Below are 19629 nucleotides of genomic sequence, written 5' to 3' on the forward strand. Positions count from 1 at the left end.
CACCCGTACCGGGCAAACCCCGTGAGAACTTTCGCTATGTTTCGAGCATGTGACACAACGGTTTCCGTCGATCAAAAAGAGCCGAAAACGCGAAATGCCGAGCGTGAGGTGAGAGCGTTGCCACACAGCATGGGCGATACCTCACCCGTCCGCAACCCGAGCGGTGAAGAAAAACCCGCACCCCGCCACTGATGCGGCGGGGTGCGGGTTTCAGCGTCAGGGGTCAGTTCCAGGTGTCCTCGAGCATGCGCGGCTTGCACGCCAGCCACGCGCCGCCGATCAACACGAAGACCGCGAGAGTCAGGAACGCGAAAGGCAGCACCCAGCCACCGGTCATCGAATGCAACGCCCCGAACAGCACCGGGCCGATGCACGCCACGGCGTAGCCGACGCCCTGCGTGAAGCCCGACAGCGCGGCCGAACCGGCGGCGGTGCGGGTGCGCAGGTTGATCAAGGTGAGCGCCATCGGGAAGGTCGACGGACCCAGGCCCAGCGCCAGCACCCACACCAGCGGCGCGGCCATCGGCGCGATGAGCAGGCCCGCGAACCCGATGAAGAAGAACACCGCGCACCCGATCACCACCGGGAACGGATTGGCCATGCGCCCCACCACGATCGGCGCGGACAGCGCCGCCACCAGGCCGATGAGGGCGAAGATGCCGACCATGCTGCCGCCGAAGGAGGCATCGGCCCCGGCATCGGTGAAGATGGCGGGCATCCAGGTGAACATGGAGTAGGTGGTCAGCGAGGTCATGCCGAACATGAACGCCATCCCCCAGGCCAGCGGCGACTTCCACACCTTGCCGGTGGATTCGCCTGCGCCGGCGGGCATTTCGGTGCTGTCCTCGCGAGCGGCCGCGCGCCGGACCCGCAGCACGCCGATCCACGGCAGCGCGGCCAGCACGGCGAGCGCGGCCCACATGCCCAGCGACAACCGCCAGCCGTGCGCGTCCGCGACCGGGACCGTGATCAGCGCCGGGATCACCGTGCCCAGCTGCACCATGACGATATAGACGGCCGACAGCAGCGCCAGCCGATCCGAGAAGTAGCGCTTGACCAGCGGCGGGATCACCACATTGCCGATGCCCATGCCGGTCAGCGCGAGCGCGGAGAAGGCCAGCAGCTCCCAGGTCTCGGGCACCAGCGCGCGGATGGCGGAACCGGCGGCGGTCATGCCCATGGCGATGAGCGCGGTCTTCTCCAGCCCGAAGCGGCGGGTCAGGATGGGGGTCAGCAGGCCGGCGACCGCGAACATGGCGGTGGGCAGCATGCCGAAGATGCCGATGACGGCGGTGGAGTAACCGATGTCGTCGCCGATCCGGGCGGCGAGCGGGGTGAACGCGGTGACGGCGATGCGCAGGGTGAGCGCGGACATCAGGATGGCGGCCAGCACCAGCAGGCGACCTTCGACCAGACCTCGCTTGGTGACCTTGCGATGCGCTTCGGCCGGGTGGCGTTGGTCGAAGGGCAGATTCCGCCCGGTGGCGGTGGTCTCGGGGAAGGTCGCAGTCACCGACAAATCATAGGATGACCCGATGATGTGATGCAACGAATGTGAGGCACGGTACGCTGTCAGACGTGCAACCAGTCCGGCGCACGAGCCTCATCGCCCAGGTGACAGAGCAGCTTCGTGCCGAAATCCGTTCCGGCCGTTGGCCCGTCGGTTCCCGCATCCCCACCGAGCCGGAACTCACCGAGCTCACCGGCACCGGCCGCAATACCGTCCGCGAGGCCGTGCAGGCGCTCGTGCACGCGGGCATGGTGGAGCGCAGACAGGGCTCCGGGACCTACGTCATCTCCACCTCCACCCTCGGCGGGACGCTCACCGAGTACTTCGCCGACGCCGAGCAGCGCGACATCCTCGAGCTGCGGCGCGCACTCGACACCACCGCCGCCTCGCTCGCCGCGCAACGCCGCGACGATGCCGATGTGGCGGAACTGGAACGGCTGCTCGAGGAACGCCGGCAGTGCTGGGACACCGACTTCGAGGCCGCCATCGACGCGGATGTGCAGTTGCACCGCGCTATCGTGGTGGCCAGTCACAATGCGGTGTACCTCGAGTTCTACGACTCGCTGCTGCCGGTCATCGAGGCCGGGATCCGTTCCCGCAGTGAGAAAGAGGGCGAGGCCTACCACGCCGAGCACACCGAACTGGTGCGGGCGGTCGTGGACGGCGACGCCGAACGCGCGGCGCGCGCCGCGAATTGTTTCCTTGGTTCACTAATTGCCGAATACCCGGACACTCGATAAGAAGTCCAGGTAACCGAGAGGTCACCGCGCGCAACCCCGAGACGTGAGCTGGAATTAGTTCGGCCGTCACTGAAAGCGACGCCGCCGTAACCGTGCCTTCGTACGGTAGATCGCGACCGCAGGGACACATCCGGACCACCATTCAGGTTCCGGTGCTCACGATGAGGGGCGGTCGCCATCTCGAGAGGAACGCGCTCATGGCAACAACGGCCGCGCCGGAAATAAGCAGCTTCACCTACCAGAAACGGGGCCGCTGGCTCCAGACCTGGGAACCCGACGATGCTGAATTCTGGGAAAACGGGGGTAAACAAACAGCCCGCAAGAATCTGATCTTCTCGGTATTCGCCGAGAATCTCGGATTCAGCGTCTGGGTTATCTGGGGCAGCATTGTCACCGCCATGGGCGCGGCCGGATTCGATTTTCTCGCGGGCCTCGGCAAAGGCAATCCGACCGCGGTCAGCAATGCCCTGATCCTCACCTCCACCCCGACCCTGGTCGGTGCGGCCCTGCGCATTCCCTATACCTTCGCCATTCCCAAGTTCGGCGGGCGCGCGTTCACCGTATTCAGCGCCGGCATGCTGCTGGCGCCCACGCTCGGCATCGTGTACTTCATCAACCAGCCCGGCACGCCCATGTGGGTATTCGTGCTGCTGGCCGGTCTCGCGGGCGTCGGCGGCGGTAACTTCTCCTCGTCGATGGCCAATATCAACTTCTTCTTCCCCGAGGGGAAGAAGGGTGCGGCCCTGGGCATCAACGCGGCCGGCGGCAATCTCGGCGTGGCGCAGACCCAGCTGGTGGTGCCGTTGATCATCACCCTCGGCACCCACATCATGGCCAAGGATGCGGCCGGCTACCGCTTCGGCATCACCCTCGCGGTGCTGGTCTGGATCCCGTTCATCCTCGTCGCCATGTTCGGCGCGCTGCGCTTCATGGACTCCATCGAGGGCGCCAAGGCCGACGGCAAGTCCTACAAGCTGGCGCTGACCAACCGCCACACCTGGGTGATGTCGGTGCTCTACATCGGCACCTTCGGTTCCTTCATCGGCTTCTCCTTCGCCTTCCCGACGCTGCTCAAGGCCAACTTCCCGGAGCTCGCCAAGATCGGCTGGATGAGCACCATCGGCAACCTGGCCTTCCTCGGCGCGCTGGTGGGCTCCATGAGCCGGCCCTTCGGCGGCTGGATCTCGGACAGGCTGACCGGCGCCAAGATCACCGTCTACGTCTTCGGCGGCATGTCGGTCGCGACCCTGCTGATCATGGCCGGGCTGGCGGCCAAGAGCTTCCCGCTCTACCTCGCGGCCTTCCTGCTGCTGTTCGTCCTCACCGGTATCGGCAACGGCTCCACCTACCGGATGATCCCGTCCATCTTCGGCGCGGAGGCCAAGCGCTACGCCGCCGAGCACGGACAGGACCTGAGCGAGGCGGCGGCGTCGGCCAAGCGGCAGGCCGGTGCGGCCATCGGCGTCATCGGCGCGGTCGGCGCCTCCGGCGGCTGGGTGGTGCAGCAGGCGCTGCGCCTGTCCAATGTGCACTACCACAGCATGAACCCGGCGTTCTGGGCTTATGCCGCAACGTATCTCGCCATGGCGGGCCTCACCTGGTGGTTCTACCTGCGTTCCTCGTTCGCGATCGGGCGTGCTCCCTCCCTCGCGCACGCGAACGTCTAGAGTCCCACCGCCCCGGGCCCGGGGGTTCCTCCGAAACCCCTGTGCCCCTTCGAAAGGCTGTCGCGCCGAGCAAAAGCTCGGCGCGACAGTCGTTTTCGGGGGTGGATGGCTGACCGCGCCGAAGACCCGGAGTTACCCGCGAGGGTGGCGGCCACGCCGGGGTTCAGGGGTTTACCCCTGAGAGTCACGAGAGTTGTCCTACAGCATCAAGCGGATCATGTCCGTGGTGCGCTGGAGCCCGGGGAAGGCTTCGGGGGTCGAGCGCGGATGCAGGGCATGGACCGCGAGCCGGAACATGACCGCGCGCACCAGCATTTGCGGCCATTCGGGCAGGGATCCCCAGCGTTCGAGGAGCCCGTCGTCGGCCCCGCCCCAGGACAGGGCATCGACCACGATGACGGCCGCGGCCCACGGCACCGGCCGCCAGTACGGGGTGATGTCGGTGAGGCCCGGCGCGAAATTGCCCGAGAACAGGACGGTTCCGAAGAGATCGCCGTGCACCAGCTGCGCGGGCGAGGTCACCGGCTTACGCAGGGTGGACAACTGGGTGATCAAGGTCAGGCTGCGATCGCCGTCCGGCGAGGTGGACGGCAGCATGCCGCCGACCTTCAGGCTGCGCAGCGGCACCGCCTCCCAGGCCGCGCGATCGGCCGCGACGAACACATCCACATCCACCCACGGCGCCACCGGCTGCTGCATCAGGAAGCGTGGACGCTCCAGCCCGGCCGTCACCTGATGCAACCGCAGCGACACCGACACCACCTCGTCGTGCCGGGGTTCCGGCACGCCCTCGAGGTAAGTGTCCGCGCGCCAACCGGATACGACGTATCTACCGTCGGTCGCTCGCACCGGCCGCGCGAGGCGAATACCGTCCACGCGCAGCGTCTCGCGCACCTTGGCCGACCACGCCGCCCGGGCGTGATCGGTCACGGGGCTCAATACGACATCCCCGCATTTCCAGCCGCCGTCCCAGTTCCCCAGCGGAACCGGCGCGACCTCGCGCAACCCGAAGGTCGCACGCACGTGCTCGGGAGGTTCCACAGCAGTAAGGGTCACGCACCGAAACCTACCGCTGGGACCTTTTCCGAAAAGGATGCCGCGCCGGGCGGTCCGGTCAGTAGACCGGCAGGCTCGGGTCGACCTGGTTGGCCCAGGCCACGATTCCGCCTTGCAGGTGGGTGGCGTCGGAGAAGCCCGCGTTCTTCAGTGCCGCGAGGGCTTCGGCGGAACGGATGCCGGTCTTGCAGTACAGCACGATCGGCTTGTTCTGCGGCAGTTCGGAAAGCACCTCGCCGGACAGGATGCGGTCCTTGGGGATCAGGGTCGCGCCCTCGATCTTGACGATCTCCCATTCGACCGGTTCGCGCACATCGATGATGGCGAGATCCTTACCGGCCTCGACCATCTCGTTGAGTTCGCGGGCGGTCAGGGTGGAGCCGATCGCGGCCGCCTGGCCCTCCTCGGACACCACACCGCAGAACGCGTCGTAGTCGATGAGCCCCGTGATGGGCTGACGCTCCGGATCGCGGCGCAGCTTGATGGTGCGGTAGTTCATGTCCAGTGCGTCGTAGACCATGAGCCGGCCCAGCAGCGTCTCGCCGATGCCGGTGATCAGCTTGATCGCCTCGGTCACCATGATCGAGCCGATGGAGGCGCACAGCACGCCCAGCACGCCGCCTTCGGCGCAGGAGGGGACCATGCCCGGCGGCGGGGCCTCGGGGTACAGGTCGCGGTAGTTGATGCCGCGCCCGTCGGGGGCGTCTTCCCAGAAGACCGAGACCTGGCCCTCGAAGCGGTAGATGGAGCCCCACACGTACGGCTTGCCCGCGAGCACGGCGGCGTCGTTGACCAGGTAGCGGGTGGCGAAGTTGTCGGTGCCGTCGACGATCAAGTCGTATTGACGGAAGAGTTCGACCGCATTGTCGGGTTCGAGGCGAATCTTGTGCAGCTCCACCTTGATTCCGGAATTGATCTCCAGAATCGAGTCGCGGGCGCTGTCGGCCTTGGACCGGCCGATATCGGATTCGCCGTGAATGATCTGGCGCTGCAGGTTCGAGGCGTCGACCTCGTCGAACTCGACGATGCCGAGCGTGCCGACACCGGCGGCGGCCAGGTACAGCAGCGCGGGGGAACCGAGACCACCGGCGCCGATCACCAGCACGCGGGCGTTCTTCAAACGCTTCTGACCCGTCACCCCGAGATCCGGGATGATCAGGTGGCGGCTGTAGCGGGCGACCTCGTCCCGGGTCAGCTCCGCGGCCGGTTCGACCAGCGGCGGCAGGGGGGCATGCGATGACACGTCTGGGAACTCCTCAATCGAATTCGCCGATAACTCGCGGCCATAGCTGCAACACCGCGATCCCTAGCGTTCTTCCCAAGGGTAGGGCAGCAGCGGAGACTCCCGGTCTCAGGGGCAAGCCCCGGAAACCCCGGACAGGGGGTCGACCGCGAACCTATCCGCGCGGATACGGCCAGGGGTTGAAGCGGCACTTCTTGCCGTCCATCGGCACCACGCCGGTCGGATCCAGCTTCGCGATGTCGTCGTTCCGGGTCCCGAAGGTCTGCTGCATCATGATCGGCGCCAGCCCGCCGTCGGTATCGCACGGCTGATGCTCGTGATAGCCGATGGCATGCCCGACCTCGTGATTGATCTGGTACTGCCGATACGAACCCACATCGCCCTCGTAGGCCAGCGCCCCGCGCACCCAGCGCGCCTCCGACACCACCACGCGCCCCAGATCCGCGTTGTAACAGGAGGAGTCGATGGGAATCTCGAACCCGCACGCGGTCCGGGTGGTCTGGCGCGAAGTCAGCGAGATCCGGAAATCCGGGTCGCCGGCATCGATGCGCTGGAATCCGAATCGCGAATCATGGGTCCAGCTCTTGGGATTCGACAGCGTGGCGTCGATCATCTTGGCCACCGATTCGTCCCCGCCGATGCCGGCCGTATCGACCCCGTCCTCGATCTCGACGGTGTAGCGGAAGACGTGATCCGAACCGGTCCCGGCCTGCGCGGTACTCCCCCGCACCACATGCCAGGTGCCCGGCCCCGGCCTCGGTGAAGGGCCCGCCGCCGGGCACCGTGCCGGTGGGCAGATCGGCCGCGAACTTGCCGTCCCCCTTGGGCGGCGCACCGTAGATGCCCGTCTTGTCGGTGTGCTGGCTCAGCACCCCGAACCCCGGCACCCCCGCTACGCTGTCGGCCCCGCCGCGCAGCGCGTCCACCGCCACCAGCACGGTCACCACCAGCAGCACCGGTAGCGCGTAGGCGCGCCAGCCGTAGGTGGAGACGAATCGCCCCAGCGCGCTCTGCTTCTTGGTCTCCCGCTCCGGCCGCTGCCGGGACCGGGCGTCCTCCGGCGGCGCGGTCGGATCCCAGCGCGCCCGCAGCGGCTCGTAGGGCTGCGGCAACCGGTCATCGGAAAGGGCGGGCGGGCCCGCCGGGCCGGTCTGCGACGGAGTGTTCTCGGTGTACAGACCGAGCGGGTCGTAGATCGGCCCGCTGGGTCTTCCCCGTCGCTTCGCGCCGGCTCCCCGGGGCGCGACCGCCCCCATCGGGCGGCTCGCGTCGCGCCCGCCGGAGTTACTGCCCCCATGGTCGGTCACGCCCATCAGGTTCTCACAGTGCGGCGGGCGGCACTCGGGGGCGGGGTCGGGGCCCCTATTGCTGCGAGATATCTCACGCAATCGGGATGTAACTCACATACCGGGACACCACTTCCACTCTTGTGACCGGCCTCGCATAATCAACTCGGCGATCCCGTTCGAAACATCGACTCCGAGTACGCCGATTACACACATCGAAATTCAGAACCTGGATCGGCATCAGGCCATCGAGCGAGTATCGTTCGGGGGATACCCCCGGTGACATCCTCCGACCGGGCTGTGTCGCCGAACTGATCGACTGGGAGATTCGGAAAATGACTGACCTCGTGGACCGGATGACCGCACACCGCACGTCATCCGAGGCCATGGCGCCGAGCAAGCGCGGCACCCGTATGCCCCGCGAGGCGCGCCGCGCTCAGCTACTCGCAGCGGCAGGTGAGGTTTTCGTGCTACGCGGCTACCACGCCTCCGGCATGGACGAGATCTCACAGTGCGCGGGCGTCAGCAAACCCGTGCTGTACCAGCACTTCACGAGCAAGCTCGAGCTGTATCTGGCCGTGCTGCAGAACTATGTCGACGCCCTGGTGTCGAGCGTGCGCCAGGCGCTGCGCTCCACCACCGACAACAAGCAGCGCGTACGGGCCGCCGTACAGGCCTATTTCGACTTCGTCGATCACGAAACCCAGGGTTTCCGGCTGGTTTTCGAATCCGATCTGACCAATGAGCCGCAGGTGCAGCGCCGCGTCGAGCAGGCCACCGAGGCGTGCGTGGACGCGGTCTTCGACCTGGTCTCCCACGACTCCGGTTTCGACCCCTACCGGGCGCGCGTCCTGGCCGTGGGCCTGGTGGGCGCGAGCCAGCTCAGCGCCCGCTACTGGCTGGAAGCCGACCGGCCGATCCCCAAGGAAGACGCCGTGGACACCACGGTCATGCTCTGCTGGGGCGGGCTGTCGCACGTGCCGCTGCACCCCATCGACTGAATTTCCCGGTACTTACGAGCACTGCCCCGCCGAATCATTCGGCGGGGCAGTGCTTTTCGGTTCGTCGATCAGACGGCGGCGAAACCGACGCGGCCCGAGGTCGGGGTGCCGATCTCGACGTAGGCGACCTTGGCGGCCTGGATGAGGTACTTGCGGCCCTTCTCGTCGGTCAGCGCGACCACGCCGGCGTCGCCCTGCAGCGCACCGGTAACCAGCGCCTCGACCTCGGCCGGGGTCTGCGAGCTGTTGATGACCAGCTCACGCGGGCTATCCGAAATACCGATCTTGACCTCCACGGCCAACCTCCGAACCTAGAGTCCTGTGCTGTCTCGAATCAGGCTAGTGCAGGGAGCGGCGTACCCGGCAGGGTGCGGGTGCGCTTTCAGCGAAACCCCGGACAGGGAGTCAGCCCAGTCCGAGCACGCGCATGCGCTCGGCGTGACTGTCCTGCATGCGCTCGAAGAGGGTGGCGATGCCGTTGAGATCCCCGGTCGCGATGAGCACCAGTTCGGTCAGCTCGTCCCGCTGCGCCATCACGTACTGCGCCTGGGTGATGGCCTCGCCGAGCAGACGCCGTCCCCACAGCGTGAGGCGGTCACGCTCGGAGCGATTCGCCTCGACCGCACTGCGCACCTCCTCGATCACGAACTCGGAGTGACTGGTCTCGGCCAGCACATCCCGCACCACGTCGGCGACCTCGGGAGCCAGGGCGCCGGCGATCTCGGTGTAGAAGTCCGCGGCGATCCCGTCGCCGACATAGAACTTCACCATCGACTCCAGCCAGGTGGAGGGGTCGGTGGAAGCGTGATAGGCGTCCAGGGCGCGCACGAAAGGAGCCATGGCGTCGAAGACGTCCACGCCGCGCGCGTCCAGGGCGCTTTCCAAGGTTTCGAAATGGCCCATCTCATTGGCGGCCATCTTGGCGACGGCCACCCGGCCGCGCAGGCTCGGCGAGAGTTTCGCCTCTTCGGTCAGCCGGTAGAAGGCGGAAATCTCACCGTAGGCGAGCACGGCGAACAGGTCGGTGACTCCGGGGTGTGCGGCGGCGATGCGGTCGTCGGCAGATTCCGACGCCGCACCCAGCGCGGTAGACGAGTTTGCTCCCATGCGCCCACCCTAGCCCGTGCCGGTGAACCGCATTCGGCCATCGGCGGGCTTATGGGTGGACCATCCGCTAGCGGTTCGTATTCTATTGCGGCACAACGTCTTACCGGCGACGCGGAGCTAGTCCAGGTCGCGCAGGAACTTGTCCAGGTAGGTCCAGGTGGTATCGCGGGCGATGAGGATCCCGAGGTGAGAGCCGGGGGCGGTCTCGTATCGCACATCCGGCGAACCGGTCAGGGTCTCCAGGCCGTGTTCGACCGCCGGGGCCGGGGTGATCACGTCGGCGGGACCGCCGACCAGCAGCACCGGCACGGTCACGGCGGCGAGTTCGACGGTGCGCTCGCCGAAATGCACGACGCCCTTGCCGATGTCGTTGTTGAGCATGAAACGGCCCCACAACTGGTTGTAGAAACGGCCCGGATAACCGGGCAGCGAATTCTGGAATCGGTCGATGGTCTCCATTCGGGCCAGGGTCGCGGTGTCCGCGAGATTGCTCGCAATGAAGAAGGGGCGCTTGAGTTCCCGATCCCAGGCGGTGGCGCGGTAGGCGACGCGGGTCAGGCGCGCGGAAACGCCGCCGACGGCGCGAATCGCGGCGGTTGCGGTGCGGCCGCCGTCGACCCGGGCCAGCGCGCGCAGTTCGCGGACGCCCACCATGTGGTTGTAGCTGAGCGGCGCGCCGACGGCGGTCACCGAACGGATCGGCAGGGTGGGATCGGCCGCGGCGGTCAGCAGCGCCAGCACGCCGCCGATGGACCAGCCGATCAGATCGACCGGCGCGCCGCCGCGATCGGCGGAGACCTGGCGGATCGCCTCGGGCAGGATGTCGTCGATCCAGTCCTCGAAGCCCATGCGGCGGTCCTCGAAGGTGATGTCGCCGTAGTCGACCAGGTACGGGGCGCGGCCGGATTCGAGCAGGAAGCGCGCCATGCTCTGATCGGGGCGCAGATCGAAGCAGAAGGCGGGGGCGGCCAGCGGCGGCACCAGCAGCACGGCGGGGGCGTCGGCATCGGCCCCGTCGTAGCGGCGCAGTTCGCGGTGGGGTGCGTCGGACAGCACGGTCGAAGGGGTGGGTTCGGGGGCTTCGATGCCATCGCCGAATGTCAGTGCCCACGCATTACGGGCTGCGGTCGTCACGGTGTCTGCCAAGCTCACGCGCACAACATCCCACATATGAGCTACAACCTGTAACAGGTATGTGAGCAACCCAACTGGCGCGGGTAGGAAACAGACCGCTCTGTGCGGTCGAATTGTGCTGCGGCGCAATCCTTAACGAAGCTGCGAAGACCCCTATGCGGGTTCATGAAGATCGTCGCCACGGCCCTCACCAGCGTAATAGCGCCGGGCAATTGCGGTGGCGGAAAACGGGGCGAAGACCGTATCACGCTACAATCTCCCCGGACAGCGAAAATTTGCGCCCGATCGAGTTTGCCGGATACACCGCGAACCAGGGCCGCAGCGCTCGTAGTCCACGGAAAATGTGCGCGCACTCCGATCCGGAATAGCTGCGCCGCGCCAGGTAGACGCTCCCGGTCAGACACCGGATACGGCATCCCGCAGCGGCGAATGAGAAACGGATCAGTGGTCGTCGCGGGCCGGCCGGTCCGCCCCACACCTCGTGCGCGCGAGACGCGATAACGAGGAAAGGCAAGAACCTGAGCAAGATCACCGTAGAGCAGGAACCCGGCGTGGCCGACACGCTGTTGACCGCCGAGCTCGACGACACCCACACCGCCCCCACCTTCGCCGAACTCGGCGTGCGCGAGGAGATCGTGCGCGCGCTCGGGGAGAAGGGCATCGAACGCACCTTCGCCATCCAGGAACTCACCCTGCCGCTCGCGCTGGCCGGTGAGGATCTGATCGGGCAGGCCCGCACGGGCATGGGCAAGACCTTCGGCTTCGGCGTGCCGCTGCTGCACCGGGTCGCCACCGCCGCCTCCGGCACCATGCCGCTGGACGGCACCCCGCGCGCGCTGATCATCGTGCCGACCCGCGAACTCTGCGTGCAGGTCACCGAGGATCTGGAGACCGCCGCCAAATACCTGAAGCTCGACTCCGGCAAGGCGCTGAACGTCACCGCCATCTACGGCGGGCGGCCCTACGAATCGCAGATCGAGGCGCTGCGCCGCGGCGTCGACGTCGTCGTCGGAACGCCGGGGCGACTACTGGACCTCGCCAACCAGGGGCATCTGATCCTGGGCAAGGTGCAGGTGCTGGTGCTCGACGAGGCCGACGAAATGCTCGACCTGGGCTTCCTGCCCGATATCGAGCGCATTCTGACGATGGTGCCCGAAGCGCGGCAGACCATGCTGTTCTCGGCCACCATGCCCGGGCCGATCATCACGCTGGCGCGCACGTTCCTGAACCGCCCCACCCATATTCGCGCCGAGGAGCCGCACGACTCCGCGGTGCACGACCGCATCGCGCAGTTCGTCTACCGCGCGCACGCGCTGGACAAGAGCGAACTCGTCGCGCGCATCCTGCAGGCCGAGACCCGCGGCGCCACCATGATCTTCGCGCGCACCAAGCGGACCGCGCAGAAGGTCGCCGACGATCTCGCCGAGCGCGGGTTCGCCGTCGGCGCGGTGCACGGTGATCTGGGCCAGATCGCCCGCGAGAAGGCGCTCAAGAAGTTCCGCGAGGGCAAGATCGACGTCCTGGTCGCCACCGATGTGGCCGCCCGCGGCATCGATATCGACGATGTCACCCACGTGGTCAACTACCAGTGCCCCGAGGACGAGAAGACCTACGTCCACCGCATCGGCCGCACCGGTCGCGCGGGCCGCGCCGGCGTCGCGGTGACCCTGGTCGACTGGGACGAGCTCACCCGCTGGGCCTCCATCAATTCCGCCCTCGACCTCGGCATCCCCGAACCGGTCGAAACCTACTCCCGCTCCCCCCACCTCTACGAGGAACTCGGCATCCCCGAGGGCATCACCGGCACCGTCCGCAAGCGCCCCGCCGCCCGCGACGAAGACGCCGTAGTCGTGGAACGCGAATCCCGCACCCCCCGCAACCGCAACCGCCGCCGTACCCGCGGCGGCCGGGCGGCCGAGGGCGTCGAAACCAATTCGACTGTCACCGAAGACAATTCGGCGATCGAGGGCACCGCGTCCGAGAGCCCGGCAACCGAAGGCGACGCCGAGAAGACCGGCCGTCGCCGTCGCCGCCGCCGCGGCAAGGGCGGAGCCGAAGGCGCGAACACCACCCCCGAATCCACCCCGGAGGCTCCCGAGGCGACCGGCAACCCGGTCGAAACCGCCGACGGCACAACCGATTCCGAATCCCGCTCCCGCCGCCGTCGCCGCAACCGCCGCGGCAAGGGCAACGGCGACCGCCAGGAATCCAACAGCTCGGCCATCACTACCCCGGACTCCGAGATCGACACCGCGGACTCCGAGATCGCGCCTGCGGCAGCCGAAATCGCCACCGCGGCAGCCGAACCCGTGCTCTTCAGCCACTCCGGCCCGGCCGCCGCACCCGCGGCAGCCGAGCCCGCGACCGAAGCGGCCGATCCCGCGAAGGCCAACGGCCGCAAGCGGACTCGCCGCAGGTCCGGCGCGGAATCCACCACCGGACCCGACATCGCATCCGAAGCGACCGCCAAGGCCGCGCCGGAATCGGCGCAGGCCACGGCAGCGCCGGAACCCGCGCAGACCACGGCGGAGCCGACCACGGCAGCCACCACCGCACCGGTCTCCCCCGAGGCGACGGTGGCCGACACGGCCACCGGCACCGCACCGGAACCGGCGAAGTCCACCGCCCGCAAGCGGACCCGCCGCAGCGCCGACCGGACCGCCGACACCGTCGCGGCGACCTCGAAGGTCGACGAAGCGGCATCGGCGGACGATGCGGCCACCAAGCCTGCCCACAAGCGCACCGTCGGCGCCACGGCTGCAGCCGCCACCGACCCGGCAACCGAGAACGCCACGTCGACCACTACGGCGGGCACCTCGGCGACAGCCACTGCCGCCACGGCTACCGACGGCACATCGCCGGTAGCCACAACCTCCACGGGTGCCGCCAACGGCAAGGCGGCCTCGACGGACACCGTGGCTCCGGGGGCGACCAACCCCGCATCGGGTTCGGCGACGTCCAGCGCTGAGTCGGCGGCCGCCCCGGCAGCAACCTCCACCCGCCGCCAGCCGCGCCGCGCCACCCGCGCGGCCGGTGACCCGGCAGCGGTTGCCCCTGTGGCCGATACGCAGGCCGCCCCGGCCCCGGTCGCCGAAGCCCCCGCAGCTCCGGCACGCAGGCAGCCCCGCCGCGCGACCCGCGTCGCCGGTGGCGCAGCCCCGGCAGCGGCCACCGCTCCGGCTGCGGTTCCGTCCGCCGCCGCTTCGGAATCCGCTGCCCCCGCGGTAGCGGCCGAAGCTGCCACCCCGGTTTCGGCCGCCGCCAGCCCGGCCGCAGCCGAGCCCGCGAAGGCTCCCGCCCGCAAGCGCGCCACCAAGGCGGCCCCCAAGGCCGCCGAGGAATCCGCCGACGGCACCGCCGTAGTGGAGGAGGCAAAGGCCCCGGCCCGCAAGCGGACCCGCAAGACCGCCGAAGTCGAAGCGACCACCGAAGCCGCTCCGACCCCCAGCGAGACCGCGGAACCCGTCGCCCCCAAGCGAACCCGCAAGGCCACCAAGGCCACCGCCTCCCCCGCCCCCGAAGCCGATGCCCCCGCATCCGCCGAAGCGGCACCGGAAACGCCCAAGAAGCGGGTCCGCAAGACCAAGACCGAATCGGAACCGGTCATGACCGCCGAGGCCCCGAAAGCACCCGCCCGCAAGCGGACCGCCAAGGCCGCCGAGGCAGCCCCGAAGGTCGAGGAAGCGGCAGCTGCGGACGAGGCGGCCAAGCCCGCCCGCAAGCGCACCACCAAGAAGGCCACCCCGGCCGCCGAGGTGACCGCCACCGCGACGCCCGCCGACGAACCGGCCGCGAAGCCGGCCCGCAAGCGCGCTACCAAAAAGGCCGCCCCGGCCGCCGAGGCAGCAGCACCCGCTGACGAACCGGCCACCAAACCGGCCCGTAAGCGCGCCGCGAAGAAGGCCACCAAGGCAGCAGAACCCGCCGCCGAGGCCGATTCGGATACCGCCGCCAAGCCGGCCAAGTCGCGCCGCAAGAAGGCCGACGCCGCCACCGACATGGTGGTCATCGCCGAAACCGCAGTAGCGGCAATGGCATAACCGAAGCACGAGGGCGCCCGCACCCCGGGCGAGCCGGACCGGTCGATTCGACCGTGACGACTCGCCGGAAGGTGCGGGCGCTCTTGTATCTGCGGCCGCCTGGAAGCAGCTGCCGCAAACCGACGGCCGGCACGGCCATACCGGACGAAGCCACGACAGCTGTTTCATGTCCACTTGTTCACGTGGACGGAGCCTGATCGGCAGGACGGCGGCCGCACGCCGCGCAATACGGGCGGTCGGCCAGGTGGACCGGACTTGCCCGCGATGCGGGGCCGGTGGCCGGGGTGGGGGCGGATGCGGCTGCTGCGGGTTCGGGGTTCGGTGTGGCTGCTTCGCAGGTGGGGGTTGGGATCGTTGTTGCGGGGGTCGGTGGTGGGGTGGGGATCGGATAGTCTCGCTGTCGTGCTCGCACCTGAGCGGCGGACGCGCGCCGATATTCGTGTTGCTGTCGCGATCGCTGTTTTGGTGGCGGTCGTGGCGGGGGTTGTGTGGTGGAAGAGTGAGGCTCGCAAGACCGAGTCGGTGACTGCTGGGCAGACGTTGTCGGCGTTGCCCACGCCGGAGCGGGTGCCGGAGGGGGTGCACGAGTTGTGGTCGCAGGCCGATGGGGCGGCTGCGCGGGCGATCGTGGTGGGGGGTGTGATGGTCACCGGGGATGGGGGGACGGTGACGGGGCGGAATCCGCTGACGGGGGAGCAGGTTTGGAAGTATCAGCGGGATTTGCCGTTGTGCGGGCTGGAGTCGCAGTTCGGGACTGTCGTTGCGACTTACAAGGTCGAGCGAGGGTGTAGTGAGACGACGCTGCTGAATGCGGAGACGGGGCAGCGGCTGACGGCTCGGTCCAGTTATATGGACGATCGGGTGCGGTTGTCGGTGGACGGGACCTACGTGCTCGCCTACGGGGATGATCGGCTGGAGATGTGGCGGTCGGACCTGGTGCGCACCTTGGAGTACGGGTATGTGGACGCGCCGGTGAATCCGCATACGCAGCAGCGGTCGGGGTGCACGCTGGTGTCGGCGGGGTCGGCGCCGAGCCGGCTGGCGGTGCTGGAGCGGTGTCCCGGGGAGAGCACGGATCGGCTGACCGTGCTGAATCCGGCGCCCAAGGACGCGACGGTGCCGGAGGAATACAGTTCGCATCGGATCGAGCTACCGGGCGCGGGGGTGGACGGGGCTCGCGTGCTCGCGGTGTCGGACAGCAGGATTGCCGTCTACTTCAACGGAAGCGGTTCCACCGCACCGGAATTCGTGGTTTTCGATACCTCCGGGAATATCGTCGGCACCCATCCGCTGTCCGCGCCCATGTCCGATCAGGCGATGGTTTCGCGGCTCAGCACTTCGTATTTCGTGTTCACCGGCAACAGCCTGATCGCCTTGAACTCCACCACCTTCGACCCGCTGTGGGGCATTCCGAACGCCCTCGGCACCCCGGCGCTCATGTCGGGCAAGCTGCTGGTGCCGGTCGCCGACGGCCTGAACGTGCTGGACCCGGTCACCGGCGCGCAGACGGGCCGAATCGCGGTGCAGCGCAGCGACTATCACGGCGAGCCGATTTCCCTGGCGGTACTCGGCCCGATCATCGCCGAGCAGCGCGGCGGCAAACTGTACGCACTCGGCACCGGCGCGGCACCCACCGGTTCCTGACGATCCCGCCCGCATCCGGCATGATCGACTCATGGCTGACGAATTCCGGCTGGTACTGCTGCGACACGGCGAGACGGAGTGGTCGCAGGCCCGCCGCCACACCGGCCGCACCGACATCCCGCTGACCCCCACCGGCGAGGCGCAGGCCCGCGCGGCCGGGAAACTCCTGGCCGGCCTGCACCTGCGGAATCCGCTGGTGCTCACCAGCCCCCGGCAGCGCGCCACCCGCACCGCGGCCCTGGCCGGCTTCCCGGACGCCATCCTCGACGACGACCTGGCCGAATGGGATTACGGCGAATACGAGGGCCTCACCACCCCCGAGATCAGGAAGATGGATCCGGGCTGGACCATCTGGACCGGCGCGGTCCCCGAGGGCGAATCCGCCGAACAGGTCCGCAAGCGCGCCGACCACGTATTGGCCACCGTCACACCGGAATTGGCCACCCGCGACGTGCTGCTGGTCGGCCACGGCCATTTCTCCCGCGCGCTGATCGCCCGCTGGGCCGAATTCGACGTCGTCGAGGGGCGGCGATTCTTCATGCTGACCGCCGCGGTTACGTTACTGGGGCACGATCACGACGCCCGAACGGTGCTCGCGCACAATCTCGTTCCACCGCTCGACCAGTAACGAAGGAGCCGCCCCATGATCCGCCGCGCCACCCCCGCCGACGTCCCGGCGCTGGTCGAACTGATCCACGGCTTGGCCGAGTACGAGAAGCTCGCCGAGGAATGCCATGTCACCGCCGAGCAATTGCAGGCCTCGCTGTTCGGCCCGAATCCCGCGGTCTTCGCGCACGTCGCGGAGTCCGATCAGGGCGTGGTCGGCTGCGCCATCTGGTACCTGAGCTTCTCCACCTGGGAGGGCACCCACGGGATCTACCTGGAGGACCTCTACGTCAAGCCGGAAGCCCGCGGCCTGCACCTGGGCCGCGATCTGATGGCGGCGCTGGCCAAGGAGGCCGTCGACAACGGCTATGCCCGGTTCGACTGGGAGGTGCTGGACTGGAACACCCCGTCGATCGACTTCTACAAGGCGCTGGGCGCCCAGCACCGGGCCGAGTGGTTCAGCTATCGCCTCAGCGGCAATGCGCTGACCCGCCTGGCCGCGCACGCCGACGACTGAGGCGCCGATCGGCCCGCTGCGGCATGTACCGCGCGGAGCGGTGAAAGGTCATGGACACCCGACCAGCAAACGCTCTGCGCGGCATTCAGCCGGGTTTACGACCTATTCGGCGTCGCCGTACCCGGCCGCCATCCACCGGCTGGAGGCCGGCGCGAACAACAGCACCAGGCTCGCGATGGCGACCAGCCCGAGCGGCACCCCGAACAGCGGCTGACTCGAGGTGAGCATGTACCAGGCCACCGGCACCAGCAGCAGATTCGCCAGCACCCCGATGGCCCGCGGCCACCGCTTGCCCAGCCACAGCCCGATTCCCGCCGCCAGCACCGCGCCGGACAGGATCGCCAGATAGGCCGCGGTCCCGTACCCGTTCACCACATGCTGGTCGGCCCCGCCGATCGCCCGCACCAGCAGCACGATCGCGACGATCAGCCCGACCGTGCCCTCCAGGGCGACGAGCGCACCGGCTCCGCGCACGGTCCCGGGCACACCACTGTTCTGCTCAGCCACGCGCACAGCCTACGACCGAGCGTCGTTACCCGAATGCCGGGAGCCCGGCGTGACGCGGACCTCAGTACCCTGTTTCGAGTGCGGACGCTGCTGATCGTGAATCCCAATGCCACTTCGACCACCCCCGCCACGCGCGACCTGCTCGCGCACGCATTGGAGAGCCGCACGCAGCTGACCGTGGCGCATACCGAGCACCGCGGGCATGCCGCCGAATTGGCGAAGTGGGCGGCCGACACCCGGATGGATCTGATCGTGGTGCACGGCGGCGACGGCACCGTGAACGAGACCATCAATGGCTTTCTGCCTTTGCCCGGCGAGCCGGAGCGGGAATGGCTACCGCGGCTGGGAATCATTCCGGGTGGTTCGGCGAATGTGTTCGCGCGGTCGCTGGGTATCGAGCCGGATCCGGTGACCGCCACCAATCAGCTCATCGATTTGCTGGCCGACCATGCCGACCGCCGGATCGGGCTGGGATTGACCGAGGATCGCTGGTTCTGCTTCAGCGCGGGCGTCGGCTTGGACGCCGATGTGTGCGAGGCCATCGACGACAAGCGCGCGAACGGCAAAGCCGCCACGCCCGCGCGGTATCTGCGCACCACGGTCAAACAGTTCTTCAAGGCCAAGCGCCGGGATCCCCAGGTGCGCCTGATGATTCCGGGTCACGAACCGGTCACGGAGGTGCATTACGCATTCGTGACCAATGCCAGTCCCTGGACCTACCTCGACAACACGCCGGTGATCACCAACCCGGGGACCGCGTTCGAATCCGGTCTCGGGGTGTTTGCCATGCGCACCATGGCCGTCCTGCCCACCCTGATGATCGCTCGCCAGTTGCTGTCGCCCGAGGCAAACCCCAAGGGACACAATTTGTTTCGCGAGGACGATGTACCCTCGGTACGAATCGAGACCGACGAACCGATCGGGTTGCAAATCGACGGCGACTTCATCGGACGGCGCAACATGGTGAATTTCACAGCCGTCCCGGATATCCTCGATGTGGTCGCGCCGAAGCCTTAGAAGGCCCGACACACCTGAGAAACATCGGTGTTGCGCTGCGAAAACCCGCTCGACAGAGTAGAAAAGACACGGCAGACCCCCCATGTAGGGGTCTTACAGCGTGAGCTTCCCCACGGTGCACCAGGTATCTATTGACATCTACGGTGTTCGTGAAAGCATTCACAAGCAACCGTGCGGAAACATTCGAGTCGCACAAGTGAACGGACCACAAACCCGAGGGGCAGCGCCATGCGCGCCCTAGCAAAGGAGCAGAGGAATGGACTGGCGCCACAAGGCCATCTGTCGCGACGAGGATCCCGAACTGTTTTTCCCGGTGGGTAACAGTGGTCCTGCGCTCGCGCAGATTGCCGATGCCAAGCTGGTCTGCGCTCGCTGCCCTGTCACTGCCGATTGCCTGTCCTGGGCCCTGAAGTCGGGCCAGGATGCCGGCGTGTGGGGTGGTATGAGCGAAGACGAGCGTCGTGCGCTGAAGCGTCGCAACGCGCGCACCCGTACCCGTACCGTCGTCTGACTTTCGCTAGACGACACGGCGTTACGACCGAACCCCAGCCTCG

General features: G+C 68.0%; 15 protein-coding genes and 2 pseudogenes. 9 read left to right on the plus strand and 8 right to left on the minus strand.

The annotated features are described in order from the left end of the window. Positions 1-223 precede the first annotated feature (223 nt). The gene (locus tag LTV02_RS20340; protein WP_408639228.1) at positions 224-1513 is read right to left on the minus strand and encodes a CynX/NimT family MFS transporter; all 1290 of its coding nucleotides are present in this window, start codon (positions 1511-1513) and stop codon (positions 224-226) included. A 65-nt stretch (positions 1514-1578) separates the two neighbouring features. Here LTV02_RS20340 and LTV02_RS20345 point away from each other — a divergent pair, with 65 nt between their 5' ends. Both LTV02_RS20345 and LTV02_RS20350 read left to right on the plus strand, forming a co-directional pair. Next, a complete protein-coding gene (locus LTV02_RS20345; protein ID WP_067723360.1) occupies positions 1579-2250 on the plus strand; it encodes a FadR/GntR family transcriptional regulator in 672 nt (223 codons plus the stop codon). A gap of 197 nt (positions 2251-2447) precedes the next feature. Continuing rightward, positions 2448-3917, plus strand: a complete 1470-nt coding sequence (locus LTV02_RS20350; RefSeq protein ID WP_233032951.1) for an MFS transporter — start codon at positions 2448-2450, stop codon at positions 3915-3917. Between the two features lie 198 nt (positions 3918-4115). On the opposite strand, the gene LTV02_RS20355 is transcribed toward LTV02_RS20350, so the two are convergent. The 3 genes and pseudogenes from LTV02_RS20355 to LTV02_RS20365 form a co-directional block, all read right to left on the minus strand. Next, entirely contained in the window at positions 4116-4958 is an 843-nt protein-coding gene (locus LTV02_RS20355; protein ID WP_408639411.1) for a TIGR02569 family protein, read from the minus strand. A 73-nt stretch (positions 4959-5031) separates the two neighbouring features. Then, on the minus strand, positions 5032-6216 hold the full coding sequence (gene moeZ / locus LTV02_RS20360; RefSeq protein ID WP_067723354.1) for an adenylyltransferase/sulfurtransferase MoeZ: 1185 nt from the start codon (positions 6214-6216) through the stop codon (positions 5032-5034). Positions 6217-6370: 154 nt separating this feature from the next. Continuing rightward, positions 6371-7529 (minus strand): annotated as a pseudogene (locus LTV02_RS20365) (DUF3152 domain-containing protein). Between the two features lie 308 nt (positions 7530-7837). Between LTV02_RS20365 and LTV02_RS20370 the strand changes: the two are divergent. After that, positions 7838-8503, plus strand: coding sequence for a TetR/AcrR family transcriptional regulator (locus tag LTV02_RS20370; protein WP_067723352.1), 666 nt, complete (start codon positions 7838-7840; stop codon positions 8501-8503). Positions 8504-8571: 68 nt separating this feature from the next. Here LTV02_RS20370 and LTV02_RS20375 read toward each other — a convergent pair whose 3' ends face one another. The 3 genes from LTV02_RS20375 to LTV02_RS20385 all read right to left on the minus strand — a co-directional run bounded on the left by LTV02_RS20375 (position 8572) and on the right by LTV02_RS20385 (position 10762). Further along, complete coding sequence (locus LTV02_RS20375; protein ID WP_067723350.1) at positions 8572-8799, minus strand: DUF3107 domain-containing protein; 228 nt, start codon at positions 8797-8799, stop codon at positions 8572-8574. A gap of 109 nt (positions 8800-8908) precedes the next feature. Then, a complete protein-coding gene (locus LTV02_RS20380) occupies positions 8909-9610 on the minus strand; it encodes a ferritin-like fold-containing protein (protein WP_233032955.1) in 702 nt (233 codons plus the stop codon). A 117-nt stretch (positions 9611-9727) separates the two neighbouring features. Next, positions 9728-10762, minus strand: a complete 1035-nt coding sequence (locus tag LTV02_RS20385) for an alpha/beta hydrolase (RefSeq protein ID WP_174567264.1) — start codon at positions 10760-10762, stop codon at positions 9728-9730. Positions 10763-11241: 479 nt separating this feature from the next. On the opposite strand from LTV02_RS20385, the pseudogene LTV02_RS20390 reads away from it, so the two are divergent. The 4 genes and pseudogenes from LTV02_RS20390 to LTV02_RS20405 form a co-directional block, all read left to right on the plus strand. Then, a pseudogene (locus LTV02_RS20390) lies at positions 11242-12661 on the plus strand (DEAD/DEAH box helicase); the annotation flags it as partial. A 2525-nt stretch (positions 12662-15186) separates the two neighbouring features. After that, positions 15187-16428: an Rv3212 family protein gene (locus LTV02_RS20395; protein WP_233032957.1), complete on the plus strand. Its 1242-nt coding sequence runs from the start codon at positions 15187-15189 to the stop codon at positions 16426-16428. Positions 16429-16459: 31 nt separating this feature from the next. Then, complete coding sequence (locus tag LTV02_RS20400; protein ID WP_233032959.1) at positions 16460-17056, plus strand: acid phosphatase; 597 nt, start codon at positions 16460-16462, stop codon at positions 17054-17056. 15 nt (positions 17057-17071) lie between these two features. Beyond that, positions 17072-17551 carry a GNAT family N-acetyltransferase gene (locus LTV02_RS20405; RefSeq protein WP_067720358.1) on the plus strand — a complete coding sequence of 160 codons (480 nt, stop codon included), beginning with the start codon at positions 17072-17074 and terminating at the stop codon, positions 17549-17551. A 102-nt stretch (positions 17552-17653) separates the two neighbouring features. Here the strand turns inward: LTV02_RS20405 and LTV02_RS20410 are convergent, their stop codons facing one another. Continuing rightward, on the minus strand, positions 17654-18058 hold the full coding sequence (locus LTV02_RS20410) for a hypothetical protein (RefSeq protein WP_067720424.1): 405 nt from the start codon (positions 18056-18058) through the stop codon (positions 17654-17656). 78 nt (positions 18059-18136) lie between these two features. Here LTV02_RS20410 and LTV02_RS20415 point away from each other — a divergent pair, with 78 nt between their 5' ends. Together LTV02_RS20415 and LTV02_RS20420 are read left to right on the plus strand one after the other, a co-directional pair. After that, on the plus strand, positions 18137-19075 hold the full coding sequence (locus tag LTV02_RS20415) for a diacylglycerol/lipid kinase family protein (protein WP_233032961.1): 939 nt from the start codon (positions 18137-18139) through the stop codon (positions 19073-19075). Between the two features lie 256 nt (positions 19076-19331). Continuing rightward, positions 19332-19586, plus strand: a complete 255-nt coding sequence (locus tag LTV02_RS20420; protein WP_011211115.1) for a WhiB family transcriptional regulator — start codon at positions 19332-19334, stop codon at positions 19584-19586. Positions 19587-19629 lie beyond the last annotated feature (43 nt).

This window comes from Nocardia yamanashiensis, from assembly GCF_021183565.1.
Classification (GTDB): domain Bacteria; phylum Actinomycetota; class Actinomycetes; order Mycobacteriales; family Mycobacteriaceae; genus Nocardia; species Nocardia yamanashiensis.

What these genes read in the sequence shown, in the direction of transcription:
- LTV02_RS20350 (WP_233032951.1), top strand. Translation starts at nt 2,448, where the DNA reads ATGGCAACAACGGCCGCGCCGGAAATAAGCAGCTTCACCTACCAGAAA.
- LTV02_RS20370 (WP_067723352.1), top strand. Translation starts at nt 7,838, where the DNA reads ATGACTGACCTCGTGGACCGGATGACCGCACACCGCACGTCATCCGAG.
- LTV02_RS20380 (WP_233032955.1), bottom strand. Translation starts at nt 9,610, where the DNA reads ATGGGAGCAAACTCGTCTACCGCGCTGGGTGCGGCGTCGGAATCTGCC.
- LTV02_RS20400 (WP_233032959.1), top strand. Translation starts at nt 16,460, where the DNA reads ATGGCTGACGAATTCCGGCTGGTACTGCTGCGACACGGCGAGACGGAG.
- LTV02_RS20405 (WP_067720358.1), top strand. Translation starts at nt 17,072, where the DNA reads ATGATCCGCCGCGCCACCCCCGCCGACGTCCCGGCGCTGGTCGAACTG.
- LTV02_RS20420 (WP_011211115.1), top strand. Translation starts at nt 19,332, where the DNA reads ATGGACTGGCGCCACAAGGCCATCTGTCGCGACGAGGATCCCGAACTG.